This is a genomic window from Micromonospora sp. NPDC023737 (genome assembly GCF_040639715.1).
In the GTDB taxonomy this organism is placed as follows: domain Bacteria; phylum Actinomycetota; class Actinomycetes; order Mycobacteriales; family Micromonosporaceae; genus Micromonospora.
Window position 1 is genome coordinate 67225 of the sequence record NZ_JBFAAL010000004.1, and the last position, 17780, is coordinate 85004.

A 17780-nucleotide genomic window follows, 5' to 3' on the forward strand; every position below is an offset into this window, starting at 1 on the left:
GTCAGTCACCATTCCGCGTAGGAGCCGTCGAGGTGCCGCCAGGTCGGGCTGCGCCAGGCGTGCCCGCGCTTGTCGGCGGTACGCACCGCGTGTTCGTCGATCTCGATGCCGAGGCCGGGTGCCCGCAGCCGCTCGACGTACCCGTCGACGAACGTCAGCGGGGTCTTGTCGACGCAGTAGTCGAGCACGTCGGCGCCGAGGTTGTAGTGGATGCCGATGCTCTGCTCCTGGATCAGGTAGTTGGTCGTGGCGAAACCGACCTGCAGGCACGCGGCGAGCGCGATCGGGCCGAGTGGGCAGTGCGGCGCGAGCTGCACGTCGTACACCTCGGCCAGCGCGGCGATCTTGCGGACCTCGGTGATGCCGCCCGCGTGCGAGAGGTCCGGCTGCGCGACCGCGATGCCGGCCTGGAGCACCGGCAGGAACTCCTGCCGGTTGTAGAGCCGCTCCCCCGTCGAGACCGGCGTGCTGGTGGAGCGGACGAACTCGCCGATCAGGTGCGAGTTCTCCGGGACCACCGGCTCCTCGAGGAAGAACGGCCGGTACGGCTCGAGCAGCGGCGCGACCCGGCGCGCGTTGGCGAGGGTGAACCGGCCGTGGAAGTCGACCGCGACGTCCCGCTCCTCACCGAGCACCTCGCGGGCGGCGGCGACCCGCCGCACCACACCGTCGAGTTCGGCGACCGAGGCGACCGAACTCATCCGCCCGGACGCGTTCATCTTCACCGCCGTCAGGCCCGAGGCGACGGCCGCGGCGATCTGGTCGCGCACCTCGGCGGGCTCGTCACCGCCGACCCAGCCGTAGACCCGGATCCGGTCCCGGACCGGACCGCCGAGCAGTTGGTGCACGGGCGCGCCGAAGTGCTTGCCGGCGATGTCCCACAGCGCCTGGTCGAGGCCGGCGACGGCGCTGGCCAGAATCGGCCCGCCCCGGTAGAAGGACGCCTTGGTGAGCACCTGCCAGTGGTCCTCGATCCGCAGCGCGTCCCGGCCGATCAGCAGCTCGCTGAGCTGCTCGACGGCGGTGCGGACGGTCTCCGACCGGCCCTCGCAGGTCGCCTCGCCCCAGCCCACGACGCCGGAGTCGGTCTCCACCCGGACGAAGAGCCAGCGCGGCGCGACGAGGAAGGTCTCCACCCGTGCGATCGTCGTCATGACGTGCTCAACCCTTCGTGGCGCCGGCGGTCAGGCCGGAGACGACGTACTTCTGCACGAACAGCGCGATCACCATGATCGGCAGGGTGACGACCGTGGCCGCGGCCATCAGACCACCCCAGTCGATGCTGGCGTAACCGACGAAGTCGAAGATCGCCACCGGGAGCGTCTTCGTGTCCGCGCCGGAGAGCACGAGGGCGAACATGAAGTTGTTCCAGGAGAAGATGAACGAGAGGATGCCCGCGGTGGCGATGCCCGGCACCGAGAGCGGCATGGTGATCCGCCGGAACGCGCCGATGTGGGTCAGCCCGTCGACGAGGGCGGCCTCTTCCAGCTCGGTGGGCAGCCCGTCGAAGTAGCCCATCATGATGTAGACGATCAGCGGCAGCGACACGAACATGTGGCTCAGGATCAGCACGCTGAACCCGCCGACCATCCGCAGGTTCGAGAAGACGTAGTACCAGGGCACCAGGAGCGAGACGCCCGGAATCACCCGGGCCATGAGCACCACCAACGCCGAGCGGCGCATGTTGAACCGGCTCATCGAGTACGCCGCGGGCACACCGAGGATGAGCGACAGCACGGTCGCGGCGAACGCGACCCACAGGCTGTTGCCGATGAACTGGACGTAGTTCGCCCGCTGGAGGACGTTGGCGTAGTTGTCCAGGGTGGGCGAGAAGGCGAACGCCTTGCCGGTGTCGTAGATGTCGACGTTGGTCTTCAGCGACGCCGTGATCATCCAGAGCAGCGGCGCCAGCAGACCGATCACCACGACGGCGAGGGCCACCGCCCGGAAGATGCGGAACGACCGGCTCGGTCTCATCGCTGCAGCCCCTTCTTGCGGTAGGTCAGCGCCCACATCACGCCGATGATGATCAGGAAGAAGATGATGAGGACGGTCGACGAGACGCCGTAGTCGTTGTAGTCGAAGCTGAGCCCGTAGGCGTACACGTTCAGGGTCTCCACCTCGTGGAAGGACCCGCCGCCGCGGCCCTTCGTGGCGTAGAGGATGTCGAAGGTCTTCAGCGCGTCGATGCCGCGCAGCAGGATCGCCACGACCACGGTCGGCATGAGCAGCGGCAGGGTGACGTGCCGGAACCGCTGCCAGGTGCTGGCGCCGTCGATCAGCGCCGCCTCCTGGGGCTCGTCGGAGAGCGAGGTGAGCCCGGCCAGCAGGATCAGCACGACCATCGGGGTCCACTGCCAGACGTCGATGAACATCGTCGTCGGCAACGCCGAGTGCTGGCCGGAGAGCCAGGGCTGGGGGCCGATGCCGACCCAACCGAGCACCTGGTTGGCCATTCCGATGTTGGGGTCGAAGATCAGACGCCACATCATGCCGACGGCCACCGGCGTGGCCACCAGCGGCAGCAGGATCGCCACGCGTACCCACCGCTCGCCGCGGAACGGGCGCCACAGCAGCAGGGCGATCGCCATGCCGAGGACGATCTCGAAGAGCAGCACGACGCCGGTGAAGGCGACGGTACGCCAGACGGCCGGCCAGAAGCGGTCGGTGTCGGCGAGCACGTCGAGGTAGTTCTGGAAGCCGATGAACTCGCTCTCGGCGCGTACCGAGCCCTCGGCGTCGGTCAGGCTGAGGTACCCGGTCCAGGCCACCGGGAAGACGATCAGCACGGCGACGAACGCCATCGCGGGTGCCGCGAAGAGCCACTTGCGGTGTGCGTTGGCCCAGCGCGACCAGGCCGACCCGTCCGGAAGCGCCGGGCGGGCCTCGGGTGATCTGGTGTCGGGGGTGGTGACGGTGGACATCGGGGTCTCCGGTTCGCAGGGGCGTGACCGGTACGGTGGCGGAGCACGTCGGCGCCCCGCCACCGTCACGGTCGGGCTACTTCGCCTCGTCGTCGAGGAACTTCTGGAACGCCTCGTTCGCCGCGTCCGCGGAGGCGGCCGAGTCCTTGCCGGTGATCGCGTCGACGATCGGCTGGCCGACGATCTCGCGCGCCTCGGCGACCTTCACGACCAGCGGGCGGTCGTGGCCGACGCCGTTGGCGGTGCTGACCGTGGTGGCCTCGGCGAGGTCCTTCGGGTAGGTCGAGGTGGCCTCCGGGTTGGCCCACACCGAGGCCCGGGCGCCGGGAACACCCGCCTTCTGCTGCACCAGGGACTGCTCCTTGCCCGCCGCCCACTGGATGAACTTCCAGGCGTTGTCCTTGTTCTCCGAGGTGCCGTTGACCCCGAGCGCCCACGAGGGGATGTTGTACGGCTTCGAACCGGCCGGGCCGGCCGGGAAGGCCGCGAAGCCGACGGTGTCGGCGACCTTCGACTTGGCCGGGTCGGTGGCGTTCTTGTAGAGGGAGTTGGCCTCGGTGTAGAAGGCGGCCTTGCCCTGGGTGAAGATGGCCATCGCCTCGGACCAGCTCATGTCGGTGCTGATGTTCTCCGGGCCGTGGTCCTTGAGCATCCCGCCGTAGTAGGCGTACGCCTGCTTGGCCTGCTCCGAGTTGACCGAGGCCTTGCCACCGGCGTCGACGAAGTCACCGCCGAAGCTGTAGAGGAAGCTGGAGAACTGGGTGACGGCGGCCGCCTTGCCGGTGCGGGCCACGAAGCCGGCCACGCCCGGGTTGTCGGCCTCCACCTTCGTCGCCTGCGCCTTGAGTTCGTCGAGGGTCTTCGGCGGGGCGGTGAAGCCGGACTTCTCCAGCAGGTCCTTGCGGTAGTAGAGGACCTCCTGCTCGGTGATGATCGGTACGCCGACCACCTTGTCCTCGTAGGTGGTGGCCTGCACCGGCGCGGGCTGGAAGTCGCCGAACTCGAAGGCGGAGTCCGACTTGGTCCGGTCGGTCAGGTCGGCGAGGTACTTGTTCTTGGCGAACAGCTTCCCCTCCTGAAGGGGCCGGTACATCATCACGTCGATGTCGCTGGAGCCGGCGTTCAGCTTGACGTTGTACTGGTCGGAGAGCTGATCCTCGCCGAGCTGGGTGACCTCCACCTTGAGACCGGACTGCTTCTCGAACTCCGGCAGGGCCTGCTTGAGGTTCTCCGTCCACACGTGATTCACCAGGGTGATCCGCAGCGTGTCGGAGCCTTCGCCGCTGTCCCCGCCGCCGCAGGCGGCCACTCCCATCGCGACGACCACGGCCAGAGAAGTGCCGAGTATCGATCTACGTCGCACGCTTGTCTCTCCTTCTGTCGCGGCCATCGCCTCGACGAGGCGCTACCTCGCTCTTTACATCTGCTTAACGTCGGGATGCTAGGCGCAAAAAGCAGACTTATTCAAGGTGTTGATCTAACTGATATGATCAGTGGCGTGGAAGCGTCCGCCTCAGGGGCCCCCGTAAGCGCCGCCCCTGCCGAGACCGGACTGCACGCGCGCGTCCTCGAACACCTCGGCACCGTCATCTGCGGCGGCGAACTGACACCCGGATCGGTTCTCAACATCGACGAGCTGGTCGACCGGTACGCCGTGTCGCGTTCGGTCATCCGCGAGGTGCTGCGCGTGCTGGCCTCGATGGGATTCATCGAGACACGCCGCCGGGTGGGCGTACTGATCCGTCCGGCCAGCTCCTGGAACGTCTTCGACCCGCAGGTCATCCGGTGGCGGCTCGCCTCGGCCGGCCGGATGGCCCAGCTCAGGTCGATCACCGAGCTGCGCACCGCCGTCGAACCGCACGCCGCCCTGCTGGCCGCCACCCGGGCGAGTCACGAGGAGGCCAGCGACCTCATCGGGCTGGCCGCGAAGATGTGGGCCGCGGGTAAGGCCGGCGACGAGGAGCGCTTCCTGAGTTTGGACATCGAGTTCCACCGCCGGGTGCTGCACGCCTCCGGCAACGAGATGTTCCTGCGGTTGCAGGACCTGATCGCGGAGGTGCTCACCGGCCGGCACAAGCACCACCTCATGCCGCACCACCCGCACGAGCAGGCCCTCCAACTGCACGCGGAGGTCGCCCAGGCCATCCAGCGGCACGACGGCGAGCGCGCCCGCCGAGCCATGGTGCAGCTGATGGAGCAGGCGTTCGACGAGATGAAGTCGCTCTGGGAGCAGGCCGTCGAGCCCGAGCGCACCTAGGTCCTGTCCTGCCGTTCATCGCCGGCCCGCGTCGGGTCCAGCCGACGACCGCTGCGGCGCAGCGCCTCGGCGCCGGCGCGCAGGTCGAGCTCGTAGACCTGGCCGACGAGATCCACACCGAAGCTGTGATGCCGTTCCTGCTCGGCGAGGGTGAAGCCCCGTGACAGGTACACGCGCCGGGCGGCGACCAGCGGATCGTTCGTCCACAACGTCAGGCGCGTGTATCCGCTCCGGCGGGCGAACGTCACGCACTCGTCGACCAACCGGCCGCCGAGGCCGTGTCCGCGGGCGGATGGGTGCACGAGGAGAATCCTCAGTTGCGCGGTGGTCTGGTCGGCCGCGACGCACAAGACGCACCCGACCCGGCGCCCGTCCAGCTCGGCGATCCACGCCGCCTCCCGTCGTGGGTCGCGATCGGTGGCGTAGTCGGCGACGATCCGGCTCACCAACGCCTCGAAGGTCGCATCCCAGCCGAACTCGGCCGCGTACAGCTCGCCGTGCGCCATCACCACCCAGCCGAGATCACCGGGTCGACCCAACGGACGAATCCCGAATCGCTCGTTCATCACGACCCCCAAGGCAACTGAAACGACTGTTTCAGTGGCAGAGTAACGCCATGAGCGACACGACACGAGCCCCGTCCGCACGCCGGGAGGAACTACTCGAGAGCGCCTATCAGTACGTCCTGCGGTGCGGCCTGGCCGATCTGTCGCTACGCCCCCTGGCCACCGCCATCGGATCCAGCCCACGCGTGCTGCTGTTCCTGTTCGGCTCCAAGGACGGCCTGATCCGGGACCTGCTCGCACGAGCCCGCCGCGAGGAACTGGCGTTGCTCGACCAGGTGCGGTCAGATCCGGCGGGCGGTGATCCGACCACCGTCGTGCGGGCCACCTGGCGGTGGTTGGTCGCTCCGGCGCACCGTCCACTGCTGACCCTCTGGCTGGAGGCGTACGCACGGTCCCTCGTCGACCCGCGCGGCCCATGGGCGGGCTTCGCCCGCCAGACCGTCGACGACTGGCTCACCCTCCTCGCCGGTCCGCCGAACCACGAACACACGGGTGGCGCCGGCGCCGAACCCACCCTCACGCTGGCGGTTCTCCGCGGCGTCCTGCTGGACCTGCTCGCCACGGGAGACATCGACCGCACGACCGCCGCCGTCGAGCGACACCTGAGCCTCGTCGACACCGCCGTTCCCGGGCCCGCGTAACCCCGCCGCAGGTAGAGCTCGACGCCGCCGGCGACCGCGGCGTCGCGCCGCTCAGTGCGGCATCCGCAACCCCGCCTCGATCGCGCCCCGCTGATCCACCAGCCCGGCGATCCGCCGGAGGACGGCGGTGTAGCGGGCGCGAAGCAAGGCCGGCGACCCGGGGTCGGCCGCGGCCGCGGTCACGTCGACCACCCGCGCCAACGGCCGGTACTCCATCCAGGTCGGCAACACGTCCACCCCGGTGACCGTCCAGCGCCCCCCGGCCGTACGGGTGAAGGTAAACTCCGGTACGACCGCGTCCTGCGAACGCTCCTCCGAGCCGTCGGCGAACCGCGTGATGAGGTTTCCCATGCCGTAGGCGACCCACTTGTCGCCCACCTTCTCGAACGGCTGCACCACGTGCACGTGGTGACCGACGATCAGATCGATGTCGGGCGAGGCCAGCAGATCGTGGGCCAGGTCCACCTGGTCGGCGGTCGGCTCGTGCTGGTACTCGGTGCCCCAGTGCATCGACAGGATGACGATCTCCGCGCCGGCCTCCCGGGCCCGCCGGGCCTCCGCCCGGATGGCGGCGGCGTCGATCAGGTTGGCCGCCCACGGCCGGCCCGCCGGGAGCGGGATGTCGTTGAAGCTCAACGTGTACGACAGATGCCCGACCTTGACGCCCTTGACGTCCAGCACGGTGGGCCGGCGGGCCTCCGCCTCGGTACGGGCCGTGCCGGTGTGCCGCAGACCCACCCGGTCCAGGTTGTCGAGCGTACGGTCGATGCCCTCGACCCCGGTGTCGAGCGAGTGGTTGGAGGCGGTGGAACAGGTGTCGAAGCCGGCCCAGGCGGCGGCGTCGGCCAACTGCGGCGGGACGCTGAAGTTCGGCCAGCCGGCGAAGGGGCCGCCCGGTTCGGCGAGCGGTGTCTCCATGTGACAGATGGCCAGGTCGGCGGCGCTCACCCGGGAACGCACCGCGGCCAGGATCTGGGTGAAGTCGTGCCCGTCGCGCCCGGCCCGTCGCGCGTCGGCGGCCGCCTGCTCGCTGAGCGCGGGATGCACCAGCAGGTCACCGGCCGCCACCACGGTGAGCGTGGTCGGTGGCGCGGCGCTGGTGGGCTGCGCGGACGGGGTCACCGGTCGGACGAACGGCTCCGGCTCGGGCGCGTCGCAGCCCGCCGTCAGAACGGCAGCCAGTATCGCCGCTACGGCGGGCAGCTTCCTCATGACAGCCCATGATGCCGGTCGCGCCGCGCCCTGCGGCCGGAACCGCGAAACTCCTGCCCACTAGCGTGATCGACTTGAACGGGGCCAGGTGCCGCGCTGGCAGCGGCCGAACGGACGACTGCGGACCAGCCACTCACCACTTCCGCTGTCGCCGCATTCTTCAACGGCCGGGCGCAGGCCGCGGTCCCCGCGTACGTGGACGCCGCGCCGGGCGCACTCGTGGTGGTCGCTGGCCGGATCCGGATCGTGCTCACCTTCATCGTCACCGACCGGATCATCGGCATCGAAGCGATGGCCGACCCGGCGCGCATCGCCGAATTGGACATTGTCACCGACGAGCCGGCTCGACGGTGACGGGCGGCGACGCGTCGCCCGAGTGATCGGCGGGCTCCGCGTCAGGGGGCCAGGAGAACGACGTGCAGGTTCCGGGGGCCGTGTACTCCCTCCACCCGGTTGAGTTCGATGTCGCTCGTGGCGGAGGGACCGCTGATCCAGGTCAACGGGCGACACGGGTCGAGCCGGGCCACGGCGTCCGGCACCCCGGCGACCACCTGCTCGGCACGCACCACGCAGAGGTGCACGTCGGGCAGGAGCGTGATGACCCGGCGGCCCTGGTCGGGGGCGCCGTCCAGGACGATCGTGCCGGTCTCGGCCACGGCCACGGCCGCAGCGGTGACCACCCCGTCCGTGGCGGCGATCTGTGCGGTGGTGAGGTCGTCGTCGGTGACCGCGGTGACCGAGGCGGGCAGCCACCGCCGGGGCAGCGCCGGCGGAATCACGATCCGCCGGCCGGCGAGGACGGCGTCGACGACCCTCGGCACCTCGGGCTCGGCGCACCGGTGCACGGTGGCCCGGTAGTCGGTGAGCCGGTCCACCAGCAGGTCGAAGTCGACGGCGGCGCCGGCCGGCCGGTAGTCGCGTGGCACCTCGGCCGATCCGCGCGACTGGGCGCCGCGGGCGGCGCGCAGCCGGGCGAGGACCTCCTCGCGGCCGTTCATCGCTGCGCCCACCATTCGCGGAAGGTCCGCGGTGGCGGCTGCGGCAGGTCACGGCCGATCGTCCACCCGGACAGCGGTGGCGGCAGGCCGCGACCACGGCGGCCGGCGAGGCGGCTGAGCCGGGCCGCCCGCTGCGCCGCCGCGTAGAGCGCCGGCCGGTCCATGACGTACGCGGCGGCGGTCATCGCCGCGGCCTCGGACCTCGGATGGGGTGCCTGGTCACGCAGGTGCACCAGCAGCTCCGGAATGTTGATCTTCACGGGGCAGGCGTCGTAGCAGGCGCCGCAGAGCGTCGAGGCGTACGGCAGGGAGGCGTTGTCCTCCACCCCGGTGAGCTGCGGCGACAGCACGGCACCGATCGGACCCGGATACACCGACCCGTACGCGTGCCCACCCGCCCGTTCGTAGACCGGGCAGACGTTGAGGCAGGCGGAGCAGCGGATGCAGTGCAACGCCTGCCGGCCCACCTCGTCGGCCAGCACGGCGCTGCGTCCGTTGTCGAGCAGGACCAGGTGGAACGCCTGCGGGCCGTCGCCGGGCGTCACACCGGTCCACATCGAGGTGTAGGGGTTCATCCGCTCCCCCGTGGACGCGCGGGGCAGCAGTTGCAGGAAGACCTCCAGGTCCCGCCACTTCGGCACGACCTTCTCGACGCCCATCACGGTGATCAGCGTCTCGGGCAGGGTGAGGCACATCCGCCCGTTGCCCTCGGACTCGACGACGGCGAGGGTGCCGGTCTCGGCCACGGCGAAGTTGACGCCGGAGACGGCGACCCGCGTGGCCAGGAACGTCTCGCGCAGGAAGCGGCGCGCGGCGGCGGCGAGGGCGGGCGGGTCGTCGGTGAGCGACGGGTCGACGCCCGGCATGGCGCGCAGGAAGATCTCGCGGATCTCGGCCCGGTTCCGGTGGATCGCCGGCACCAGGATGTGGCTCGGCCGGTCCTCGCCGAGTTGCACGATCAGCTCGGCGAGGTCGGTCTCCACCGCCGCGATGCCGGCCGCCTCGAGCGCCTCGTTGAGGCCGATCTCCTGGGTCGCCATCGACTTGACCTTGATGACCCGGTCGCTGCCGGTCGCGGCGACCAGGTCGGTGACTATCCGGTTCGCCTCCACCGCGTCGGCCGCCCAGTGCACGGTGCCGCCCGCCGTGGTGACCGCCGCCTCGAGCTGTTCGAGCAGCTCCGGCAGGCGGGCCAGCACGTCCGCCTTGATCGCCGAGCCGGCCGCGCGCAGAGCCTGCCAGTCCGGCAGCTCACCGATGACCGCACCGGACTTCGCGCGGATGGTGGTGGTGGCGTGTCCCAGGTTGCGCCGCAGCTGCGGGTCGGCGAGGCCACGCCGGGCGGCGGCCGGGAAGGACTCCTCGCCGCGCAGATGACCGACTCCGCGGGGCGCGGTCGCCGGCATGCCGAGGAAGGTGCGGCTCATGCCCGCACCGCCGTACGGGCGGTCCGGCCGGTGGTGCCGTCGCGCTCGGTCGCGGCGAGGATCTCCGCCAGATGCACCGTGCGCACGCCCGTGCGCAGCCGGGACAGCCCGCCGCCGATGTGCATGAGGCAGGAGGCGTCACCGGCCGTGCAGACGTCGGCGCCGGTCGACAGGACGTGGCGCAGCTTGTCCGCGAGCATCGCGGTGGAGGTGTCGGCGTTCTTCACCGCGAAGGTTCCGCCGAAGCCGCAACACTGCTCGGCCTGCGGCAGCTCGACGAGGTCGAGGCCACGCACCTCCCGCAGCAGGCGTAGTGGCCGGTCCCCCACGCGCAGCATCCGCAGCGAGTGACACGTCGGGTGGTACGTCACCCGGTGCGGGTAGTAGGCGCCCACATCGGTCACCCCGAGCACGTCCACCAGGAACTCCGACAGCTCGTAGGTGCGGCCGGCCACCGCCTCGGCGCGCTCGGCGAGCCGCTCGTCACCGGCCCGGCGGGCCACTGCGGGGTGCTGGTGCCGTACCGAGCCGACGCACGAGCCGGACGGGGCGACCACCACGTCGTACGGCTCGAAGGTACGCACGTGGCGGCGTACCAGCGGCAGGGCCTGCGCCGAGTAGCCGGTGTTGACGTGCATCTGCCCGCAGCAGGTCTGCTCGGGCGGGAAGAGCACCTGGTGGCCGAGCCGTTCCAGCAGCCGCACGGTCGCCTCGGCCGCGGCCGGGAAGAGCGTGTCCGCCAGGCACGTCACGAAGAGCGCGATCCGCATCGTCACCCGCCTCTCGGGTTCGGGCCGGCCCGACGCGCACCGGCCGCGGCTATTCGATCAGCTCGGCCACCTTCACGCAACGGTCGGACCGAGGGCAGGCCGGAACGGCGGCCGGCGTCCCGGCGGGCGGCGGAGTCAGCCGAAGGCACGGCTCTGCCACGTGCTGACCGCATCGGCCGGGAGCGCCTCGGGCAGGATGGCCAACCGGTCCACCTCGCCGATGAGCCGCTGCCCGCCGCCCTGATCGGCGGCGAACCGCAGCTCCCGGGTGGCGCAGCCGACGATGCCGCCGTCCGGGACCTTGGCCGTGCCGGCCTGTCGACCGTCGAGGTAGACGGTTACGGCACCGGCGTCGTCCATCGTGATCACCAGGTCGACGTACCGGTCGAGGGGCACTGTGGCGTTGGTGGTGACGCCGGTGCCGGAGCCGATGAATCGCACCTGGTTGCCGGGGGTGAGGTCGATGAGCACACCGTCGGTACCCGGATCTCCGCTGGGCTGGAAGTCGAACAGGCGCCGGTAGCTACCTGTCGTGGTCACCTTGACCTCGGCGGCGAACGTGGCCGTCTCCAGGAAACCCAGCGTGGTGGGGGCGGTCCGCAGGTAGCGGGCGCCGTCCAGGGCCAGCGCCGTGCCGGTCGGGCCGTCGGCGACGTACGCCGCGCCGGTCTGCACCGTCGCCGTGCGTCCGTTCGGCGACCGGTCGGCGATGGTGTCGCCGCTGGTGGGGTCCCAGGCGACGAGCGGCCGGCCCGGGTCCGGCCGGGCGCACGGCGGCGGTACGGGCAGTGCGATGGCCGTCCAACCGGACGCCCGCCATTCGTCATCGACCAACCGCGCCTCGATCCGGTTCCTGCCGGGGGCGGCGTCCCCGGTCGCTGTGACGGTGAACCGGTAGACCTGGGAGTCGCCGGAGCGCAGGCGCGGCACCTCGAACCGGGCGGGACGGGCGTTCCATCCGGTCGGCAGGGCCAGCGCCAGCCCGGACGGCGGCAGGTTCTGCGCGGCGTCGACCGTCACCGCGACGGTCCGCGGCTGGTCGGCTTCGAGCGTCGCCGGGGCGTCGATGGTGAAGCGGACTCCGGCGGTGGCGACGTAGCGGTGCCCGGCCTTGGCCGGGAACGTCAGCCGCTCGCCCCGGGTGTCTGCGTCGACCCGCTTTCCGGTCGTGGCGTCCACCATCCGGAACGGGCCGGTGAAGAGCGGGCTGCGCAGACGTACCTCGCCGGTCCGGCCGGCGGTCACGGCGATCTCGGTCGCGGCGCCGGCCGACCACGTCGTGTCGACGGTGAGGTCGCCGCGGGCACGCAGCCCGCGTACCGAGCCGTCCGGCCAGGCGCTCGGCAGCGCCGGGAGGACGTGGACGTCGCCGCTCTGGCTCTGCAGCAGCATCTCCGCGACGCCGGAGGTGGCACCGAAGTTGCCGTCGATCTGGAACGGCGGGTGGGTGTCCCAGAGGTTGGCGAGGGTGCTCTGCCGTAGCTGTTCGGTGAGCATCTTGTGCGCGTGGTCGCCGTCGAGCAGGCGGGCCCAGAAATTTATCTTCCATGCCTTGCTCCAGCCGGTGCCGCCGTCGCCGCGCGCGGTGAGCGAGACTCGGGCCGCGTCGGCCAGCTCCGGGTCGTCCAGCGCCGAGATCTGGGCGCCGGGGTGCAGGGCGAACAGGTGCGACACGTGCCGGTGCTCGTTCTCCGGGTCGTCCAGGTCCTCCTTCCACTCCTGCAACTGCCCCCACGAGCCGACCCGGATGCCCGGGTCGAGGTTGGCCAGCGCGGCTCGCAGCTCCTTGCGGAACGCGTTGTCGCCGCCGACGATCCCGGCGGCCTCGACGGTGTTGGTGAACAGGTCCCAGACGATCTGCTGCGACATCGAGGCGCCCGCGGTGAAGTCGCCCTGCTCCGGTGAGTAGCTCGGTGAGACGACGAGCCTGCCGTCGCGCGGGTCGACGACGAGCTCGTCGAGCCAGAACTGCGCCAGCTGCTTCATCACCGGGTACGCGCGGTCGGACAGGAACCGCTTGTCCCGGGTGAACTGGTAGTGCTGCCAGTAGTGCTGGGCGAGCCACGCCCCGGCCTCGGGGAACCAGAACGAGGAGGCCCAGTTGTGCAGCCCGGTGAACCCGTAGATGTTGGTCTCGTTGTTCACCACCCAGCCGCGGTTCCCGTAGATCTCCCGGGCGGTCACCTGGCCGGGCGGCACCATCGAGTCGACGTAGTCGAACAGCGGCGCGGTGGTCTCCGAGAGGTTGGTGAGCTCGGCCGGCCAGTAGTTCATCTGCAGGTTGATGTTGACGTGGTAGTCGGCGTCCCAGGGCGGGTTGGTGGAGTTGTTCCAGACCCCCTGCAGGTTCGCCGGCAGCGAGCCGGCCCGCGACGACGCGATCAGCAGATAGCGGCCGTACTGGAAGAAGAGCGCCTCCAGCGCCCGGTCGGCCGGGGCGGCGCCGCCGGTGTAGGCGCGCAGCAGTTCGTCGGTCGGCACGTCCGGCATCGCCTGGCCGATGTCCAACCGGACCCGGTCGAACAGTGACCGATGGTCGGCGGTGTGCGCGGCGAGCAGATCGGCGTACGTCCTGCGGGCCGCCGCGTCCGTGGTGGCGGTGACCACCGCGTGCGGGTCGGCGCCCCGGTAGCTCGGGTAGCGGGGCGCGTAGTCGGTGCCGGCGGCCAGGATCAGGGTGGCCGAGTCGGCGTCCCGCACGGTGACCGTGCCGTCGGCGCCCGAGGCGACCGTCCCACCGTCGGCGTTCACCTGGATCTGGGACTCGTACCGGAGCTTGTTGTCGGTGAGCGCACCGGCGAAGGTGATCCGCCCGTCGTTGGCGGTGACCGTCTTCGACCGGTTGCCCGGGGCCGTGACGGCGGCGGTGAAGCCGACCCGGCCCGGCTGGTCGGCGCTGATCCGCACCACCAGCACCCGGTCCGGGTGGCTGGCGAAGTACTCGCGGGTGTAGCGCACCCCGTCGTCGAGGTAGGAGACCTTCGCCACGGCACGGCCGATGTCGAGCTCGCGGCGATACTCCTGGACCGCGCCGGGATCCTCGGCCAGCCGCAACGACAGCTCCCCGAACGTGTTGTACGAGCCGAACCCGCTCTTCGGCTGGCCGAGCCGGTTCGCCACCTCTTCCGGGGACAGGCGGCCGCGTTCGTTGATCAGACGCTGCACCTCCTCGATGGCTCCCGGACGCGGCGAGGTCCAGTTACCGAAGTTGTAGCCGGCGGCCGAGCCAGGCCCGCCGGTCCACAGCGTCTTCTCGTTGAACTGGACGGTTTCGTTCGCGACCCGCCCGAAGATCATGCCGCCGAGCGCGCCGTTGCCGATCGGCAGCGCCTGGGTCTCCCAGTCGGCGGCCGGCTCGTCGTACCAGAGGGTGAGCGGGTCGGCGCTGGTGCTCGCGCTGGTGGCATTCGTGGCGGCGGCCGGAGGCGGCGCGGACCAGACGGGAAGCGTCGCGACCAGCACGGCCACCAGAAGGATCGCTGCGGAGCGGAGCGGGTGTCGCCACCGGGAGAGCTCGTCCATGGGTGTCTCCGGATCGTCCGAGGGCCGGGATGGACTCTGGCGGGTCTTCGCTGCGAGGGCCAACCATGGCGGCACCTCGGATGTTTCAGATCGAGGCTACAAAGGATCGCGCGCCACAACAAGGACTCATCCCGATCGATCCGTCACTCGGCCTCGCCGGATGGGCTTGCCTGCAACGAGAGTGACGGGGTCTGATCGTTGTGATCGATGCGGTCTTTGTCTATCTGGTGGTCTTGTGGAGCACCGCAGCTCACTGATAGACATCGGATGTCTTACCGACAACTGCGACATGGTTCTGGGGAGCGACGCGTGAGGTTGTTGCGGGTGGGTGCGCCGGGCCGGGAAACCCCGGCGCTGCTGGACGAGACCGGACGGTTACGCGACCTCCGTGGGGTGATCGACGACCTCGACGCCGAGTTCCTGGCGGACGGCGGACTCTCCCGGCTCGCCGCGGTCGCCGTGGACGAGCTGCCGGTGCTGGACAGCTCCGGCCTACGCGTGGGGCCACCGCTACGGCCCGGAAAGATCGTCTGCATCGGCCTGAACTACCGGGACCACGCCGCCGAGACGGGCGCCCCGCTGCCCGCCGAACCGGTGGTCTTCCTCAAGGCACCCGACACCGTCGTCGGCCCCGACGATCCCGTCCTGATCCCCAGGGGCAGCACGAAGACGGACTGGGAGGTCGAGCTCGCGGTGGTCATCGGCCGCCCGGCACGCTACCTGGCAACGACCGAGGAGGCGCTGACCTGCGTGGCCGGGTACGCCATGGCCAACGACGTGTCCGAGCGGGAGTTCCAGCTCGAACGCGGCGGTCAGTGGGACAAGGGCAAGTCCTGTGAGACCTTCAATCCGTTCGGCCCGTGGCTGGTGACCGCCGACGAGATCCCGGACCCGCAGGACCTCCGGCTACGGCTCTGGGTCAACGGCGTGGCGCGGCAGGACGGCACCACGAAGGACATGGTCTTCCCGGTGGCGGAGATCGTGCGTTACCTGAGCTGGTTCATGGTGCTGCACCCGGGCGACGTCATCAACACCGGCACACCCGCCGGGGTCGCTCTCGGCCAGCCGGACCCCAAGCCGTACCTGACGGCGGGCGACGTGATCGAGGTCGAGATCGACGGGCTGGGCCGGCAGCGTCAGGTGGTGGCACAGGCATGATCTTCACCGAGCTGGAGATCTCCGACGTCCGCTTCCCGACCTCACGGTCGCTGGACGGATCCGACGCCATGAACCCCGATCCGGACTACTCCGCCGCGTACGTGGTGCTGCGCACCGACGTCGGGGACGGCCACGAGGGGCACGGGTTCGCCTTCACCATCGGACGCGGGAACGACGTCCAGGCGGCAGCCATCGCGTCGCTGCGCCCGTACGTGGTGGGCCGGCCGGTGGCGACGGTGCTCGCCGACCTGGGCGGCCTCTGGCGGGAACTCGTGCACGACTCGCAGCTGCGGTGGCTGGGCCCGGAGAAGGGCGTCATGCACATGGCGATCGCGGCGGTCGTCAACGCGCTCTGGGACCTGCGGGCCAAGCGGGAAGGCCTGCCACTGTGGCGCCTGCTGAGCCGGCTGAGCCCGGAGGAGCTCGTCGACCTCGTCGACTTCCGCTACCTCGACGACGCGCTGACCCGCCAGGAGGCGCTGCAGCTGCTGCGGGCAGCGCGGCCCGGCCGGGCCGAGCGCGAGGAACACCTGTTGCGAGCCGGCTTCCCCGCCTACACCACCTCACCCGGCTGGCTCGGCTACGACGACGAGAAGCTGCGCCGACTCTGCAAGGAGGCGGTCGCCGACGGCTTCGGCCAGATCAAGCTGAAGGTCGGCGCGGACCTGGCCGACGACATCCGGCGGATGACCATCGCCCGGCAGGCCTGCGGGCCGGACTTCCCGATCGCGGTCGACGCCAACCAGCGGTGGGACGTACCGACGGCGATCCGGTGGATGCGCGAGCTGGCGCGCTTCGATCCGCACTGGATCGAGGAACCGACGAGCCCCGACGACCTGCTCGGCCACGCCACGATCGCCCGGGAGCTGGCGCCGATGCGGGTCGCCACCGGCGAGCACGTCGCCAACCGGGTGGTCTTCAAGCAACTGCTCCAGCTCGACGCGATCTCGTACCTGCAGATCGACGCGACCCGGGTCGCCGGTGTCAACGAGAACGTCGCGATCCTGCTGCTGGCGGCGAAGTTCGGTGTACCGGTCTGCCCGCACGCCGGTGGGGTGGGTCTCTGCGAGCTGGTGCAGCATCTGGCGATGTTCGACTACGTGGCGGTGTCCGGCGAGATGACCGACCGGGTCATCGAGTACGTCGACCACCTGCACGAGCACTTCGTCGACCCGGTGGTGATCCGCGACGGCCGGTACGTCGCGCCCGTCGCGCCCGGTTTCAGCGCGACGATCCGCCCCCGGACGCTGGCCGAGTACGCGTACCCGGACGGCCTCGTCTGGTCGGGGGCCGCCCCGGCCGAGGAGCCGGTCGGAGAAACCTCAGAGCCGGGACGACCCGGATCGGAGGTGGCATCGTGAGCGGCGTCCGGGGCGAGTTCGCCGGTCTGGCGGCGCTGGTGACGGGCGGGGCGTCGGGCATCGGCCTGGCCACCGCGACCCTGCTCGCCGAGCGTGGCGCCCGGGTGGCGTGCCTCGACCTGAACCCGGCGGGCGTGCCCGAGCCGCTGCTCGGGCTCGCCGCCGACGTGACCGACGACGAGAGCGTACGGGCGGCGGTCGCCGCCGCGGCGGACGCGCTGGGCGGCGTCGACGTGCTGGTCAACAACGCCGGGATCGGCGCGCGCGGCAGCGTCGGGGACAACTCCGACGAGGAGTGGCACCGGGTGCTCGACGTCAACGTGGTCGGCATCGCGCGGGTGACCCGGGCCGCGCTGCCCCACCTGCGTGCCTCGGCGCACGCGGCGATCGTCAACACCTGCTCCATCGCCGCCTCGGCCGGTCTGCCGCAGCGGGCGCTCTACAGCGCCAGCAAGGGGGCCGTGCAGGCGCTCACTCTGGCGATGGCCGCCGACCACGTACGGGAGGGCATCCGGGTGAACTGTGTGAGCCCCGGAACGGTCGACACGCCCTGGGTACGTCGGCTGCTCGACGCCGCGGCGGACCCACCGGCGGAACTCGCCGCGCTACGGGCCCGCCAGCCCACGGGCCGCCTCGTCCGCGCGGAGGAGGTGGCCGCCGCGATCGCCTATCTGGCGGGTCCGCTCGCCGGGGCGACCACCGGCAGCGTGCTCGCCGTGGACGGCGGGATGCACGGGCTGCGGCTCCGTCCCGATCCGCCGCCGCACTGACGACGTGGGCGGTCGCCGTGCTCCCGGAACATCCGATGTACCTCGTGCGACCAGTGCCGGACCTGCTCCGCAAGCGTCCGCAATCGGCCCTTGCCCGGCATGGACATCCATTGATAGGCATCGGATGTATGAACTGCGTGCGTCCGGCTGCCGTCGAGAAACGCCCACCGCATC

Annotated in this window: 15 protein-coding genes; 5 read left to right on the forward strand and 10 right to left on the reverse strand. The window is 70.9% G+C overall.

Going from position 1 to position 17780, the window contains the following annotated elements; genetic code table 11:
- Positions 1 to 5: 5 nt before the first annotated feature.
- The 4 genes from dgoD to AB0F98_RS11770 form a co-directional block, all read right to left on the reverse strand.
- Positions 6 to 1154 (reverse strand): galactonate dehydratase, encoded by a 1149-nt coding sequence (gene dgoD, locus AB0F98_RS11755; protein ID WP_357732686.1) that lies wholly within the window; start codon positions 1152 to 1154, stop codon positions 6 to 8.
- A 7-nt stretch (positions 1155 to 1161) separates the two neighbouring features.
- Complete coding sequence (locus AB0F98_RS11760) at positions 1162 to 1977, reverse strand: carbohydrate ABC transporter permease (RefSeq protein ID WP_357732689.1); 816 nt, start codon at positions 1975 to 1977, stop codon at positions 1162 to 1164.
- The gene (locus AB0F98_RS11765; RefSeq protein WP_357732693.1) at positions 1974 to 2924 is read right to left on the reverse strand and encodes a sugar ABC transporter permease; all 951 of its coding nucleotides are present in this window, start codon (positions 2922 to 2924) and stop codon (positions 1974 to 1976) included. The genes AB0F98_RS11760 and AB0F98_RS11765 overlap by 4 nt, the downstream gene beginning before the upstream one ends.
- A 76-nt stretch (positions 2925 to 3000) precedes the next feature.
- A complete protein-coding gene (locus AB0F98_RS11770) occupies positions 3001 to 4287 on the reverse strand; it encodes a sugar ABC transporter substrate-binding protein (protein ID WP_357732696.1) in 1287 nt (428 codons plus the stop codon).
- A gap of 135 nt (positions 4288 to 4422) precedes the next feature.
- On the opposite strand from AB0F98_RS11770, the gene AB0F98_RS11775 reads away from it, so the two are divergent.
- A complete protein-coding gene (locus tag AB0F98_RS11775) occupies positions 4423 to 5181 on the forward strand; it encodes an FCD domain-containing protein (RefSeq protein ID WP_357732699.1) in 759 nt (252 codons plus the stop codon).
- Here AB0F98_RS11775 and AB0F98_RS11780 read toward each other — a convergent pair.
- The gene (locus tag AB0F98_RS11780) at positions 5178 to 5747 is read right to left on the reverse strand and encodes a GNAT family N-acetyltransferase (protein ID WP_357732702.1); all 570 of its coding nucleotides are present in this window, start codon (positions 5745 to 5747) and stop codon (positions 5178 to 5180) included. The genes AB0F98_RS11775 and AB0F98_RS11780 overlap by 4 nt on opposite strands.
- Before the next feature lie 50 nt (positions 5748 to 5797).
- Between AB0F98_RS11780 and AB0F98_RS11785 the strand changes: the two genes are divergently transcribed.
- Positions 5798 to 6388 (forward strand): TetR/AcrR family transcriptional regulator, encoded by a 591-nt coding sequence (locus AB0F98_RS11785; protein WP_357732705.1) that lies wholly within the window; start codon positions 5798 to 5800, stop codon positions 6386 to 6388.
- Between the two features lie 51 nt (positions 6389 to 6439).
- Here AB0F98_RS11785 and AB0F98_RS11790 read toward each other — a convergent pair whose 3' ends face one another.
- The 5 genes from AB0F98_RS11790 to AB0F98_RS11810 form a co-directional block, all read right to left on the reverse strand.
- Complete coding sequence (locus tag AB0F98_RS11790) at positions 6440 to 7600, reverse strand: CapA family protein (RefSeq protein WP_357732708.1); 1161 nt, start codon at positions 7598 to 7600, stop codon at positions 6440 to 6442.
- Between the two features lie 395 nt (positions 7601 to 7995).
- Positions 7996 to 8613 carry an LUD domain-containing protein gene (locus AB0F98_RS11795; protein ID WP_357732711.1) on the reverse strand — a complete coding sequence of 206 codons (618 nt, stop codon included), beginning with the start codon at positions 8611 to 8613 and terminating at the stop codon, positions 7996 to 7998.
- Positions 8595 to 10025 carry a lactate utilization protein B gene (locus AB0F98_RS11800; RefSeq protein ID WP_357732714.1) on the reverse strand — a complete coding sequence of 477 codons (1431 nt, stop codon included), beginning with the start codon at positions 10023 to 10025 and terminating at the stop codon, positions 8595 to 8597. Before AB0F98_RS11800 ends, AB0F98_RS11795 begins: the two co-directional genes overlap by 19 nt.
- Complete coding sequence (locus AB0F98_RS11805) at positions 10022 to 10795, reverse strand: (Fe-S)-binding protein (RefSeq protein ID WP_357733548.1); 774 nt, start codon at positions 10793 to 10795, stop codon at positions 10022 to 10024. The genes AB0F98_RS11800 and AB0F98_RS11805 overlap by 4 nt, the downstream gene beginning before the upstream one ends.
- 135 nt (positions 10796 to 10930) lie before the next feature.
- A complete protein-coding gene (locus AB0F98_RS11810) occupies positions 10931 to 14317 on the reverse strand; it encodes a glycoside hydrolase N-terminal domain-containing protein (protein WP_357732716.1) in 3387 nt (1128 codons plus the stop codon).
- A gap of 309 nt (positions 14318 to 14626) precedes the next feature.
- Here AB0F98_RS11810 and AB0F98_RS11815 point away from each other — a divergent pair, with 309 nt between their 5' ends.
- From AB0F98_RS11815 to AB0F98_RS11825, 3 genes are read left to right on the forward strand one after another with little or no spacing between them, the layout of a single operon-like run.
- Complete coding sequence (locus tag AB0F98_RS11815) at positions 14627 to 15475, forward strand: fumarylacetoacetate hydrolase family protein (RefSeq protein ID WP_357732719.1); 849 nt, start codon at positions 14627 to 14629, stop codon at positions 15473 to 15475.
- Positions 15472 to 16836, forward strand: coding sequence for an L-fuconate dehydratase (locus AB0F98_RS11820; RefSeq protein WP_357732722.1), 1365 nt, complete (start codon positions 15472 to 15474; stop codon positions 16834 to 16836). Before AB0F98_RS11815 ends, AB0F98_RS11820 begins: the two co-directional genes overlap by 4 nt.
- Complete coding sequence (locus AB0F98_RS11825; protein ID WP_357732724.1) at positions 16833 to 17606, forward strand: SDR family oxidoreductase; 774 nt, start codon at positions 16833 to 16835, stop codon at positions 17604 to 17606. Before AB0F98_RS11820 ends, AB0F98_RS11825 begins: the two co-directional genes overlap by 4 nt.
- Positions 17607 to 17780 lie beyond the last annotated feature (174 nt).

Excerpts from the sequence above, each read along its gene's own strand:
- dgoD (WP_357732686.1), bottom strand. The coding sequence starts at position 1,154 with ATGACGACGATCGCACGGGTGGAGACCTTCCTCGTCGCGCCGCGCTGG.
- AB0F98_RS11760 (WP_357732689.1), bottom strand. The coding sequence starts at position 1,977 with ATGAGACCGAGCCGGTCGTTCCGCATCTTCCGGGCGGTGGCCCTCGCC.
- AB0F98_RS11765 (WP_357732693.1), bottom strand. The coding sequence starts at position 2,924 with ATGTCCACCGTCACCACCCCCGACACCAGATCACCCGAGGCCCGCCCG.
- AB0F98_RS11780 (WP_357732702.1), bottom strand. The coding sequence starts at position 5,747 with ATGAACGAGCGATTCGGGATTCGTCCGTTGGGTCGACCCGGTGATCTC.
- AB0F98_RS11785 (WP_357732705.1), top strand. The coding sequence starts at position 5,798 with ATGAGCGACACGACACGAGCCCCGTCCGCACGCCGGGAGGAACTACTC.
- AB0F98_RS11790 (WP_357732708.1), bottom strand. The coding sequence starts at position 7,600 with ATGAGGAAGCTGCCCGCCGTAGCGGCGATACTGGCTGCCGTTCTGACG.
- AB0F98_RS11795 (WP_357732711.1), bottom strand. The coding sequence starts at position 8,613 with ATGGTGGGCGCAGCGATGAACGGCCGCGAGGAGGTCCTCGCCCGGCTG.
- AB0F98_RS11800 (WP_357732714.1), bottom strand. The coding sequence starts at position 10,025 with ATGAGCCGCACCTTCCTCGGCATGCCGGCGACCGCGCCCCGCGGAGTC.
- AB0F98_RS11805 (WP_357733548.1), bottom strand. The coding sequence starts at position 10,795 with ATGCGGATCGCGCTCTTCGTGACGTGCCTGGCGGACACGCTCTTCCCG.
- AB0F98_RS11810 (WP_357732716.1), bottom strand. The coding sequence starts at position 14,317 with ATGGACGAGCTCTCCCGGTGGCGACACCCGCTCCGCTCCGCAGCGATC.
- AB0F98_RS11820 (WP_357732722.1), top strand. The coding sequence starts at position 15,472 with ATGATCTTCACCGAGCTGGAGATCTCCGACGTCCGCTTCCCGACCTCA.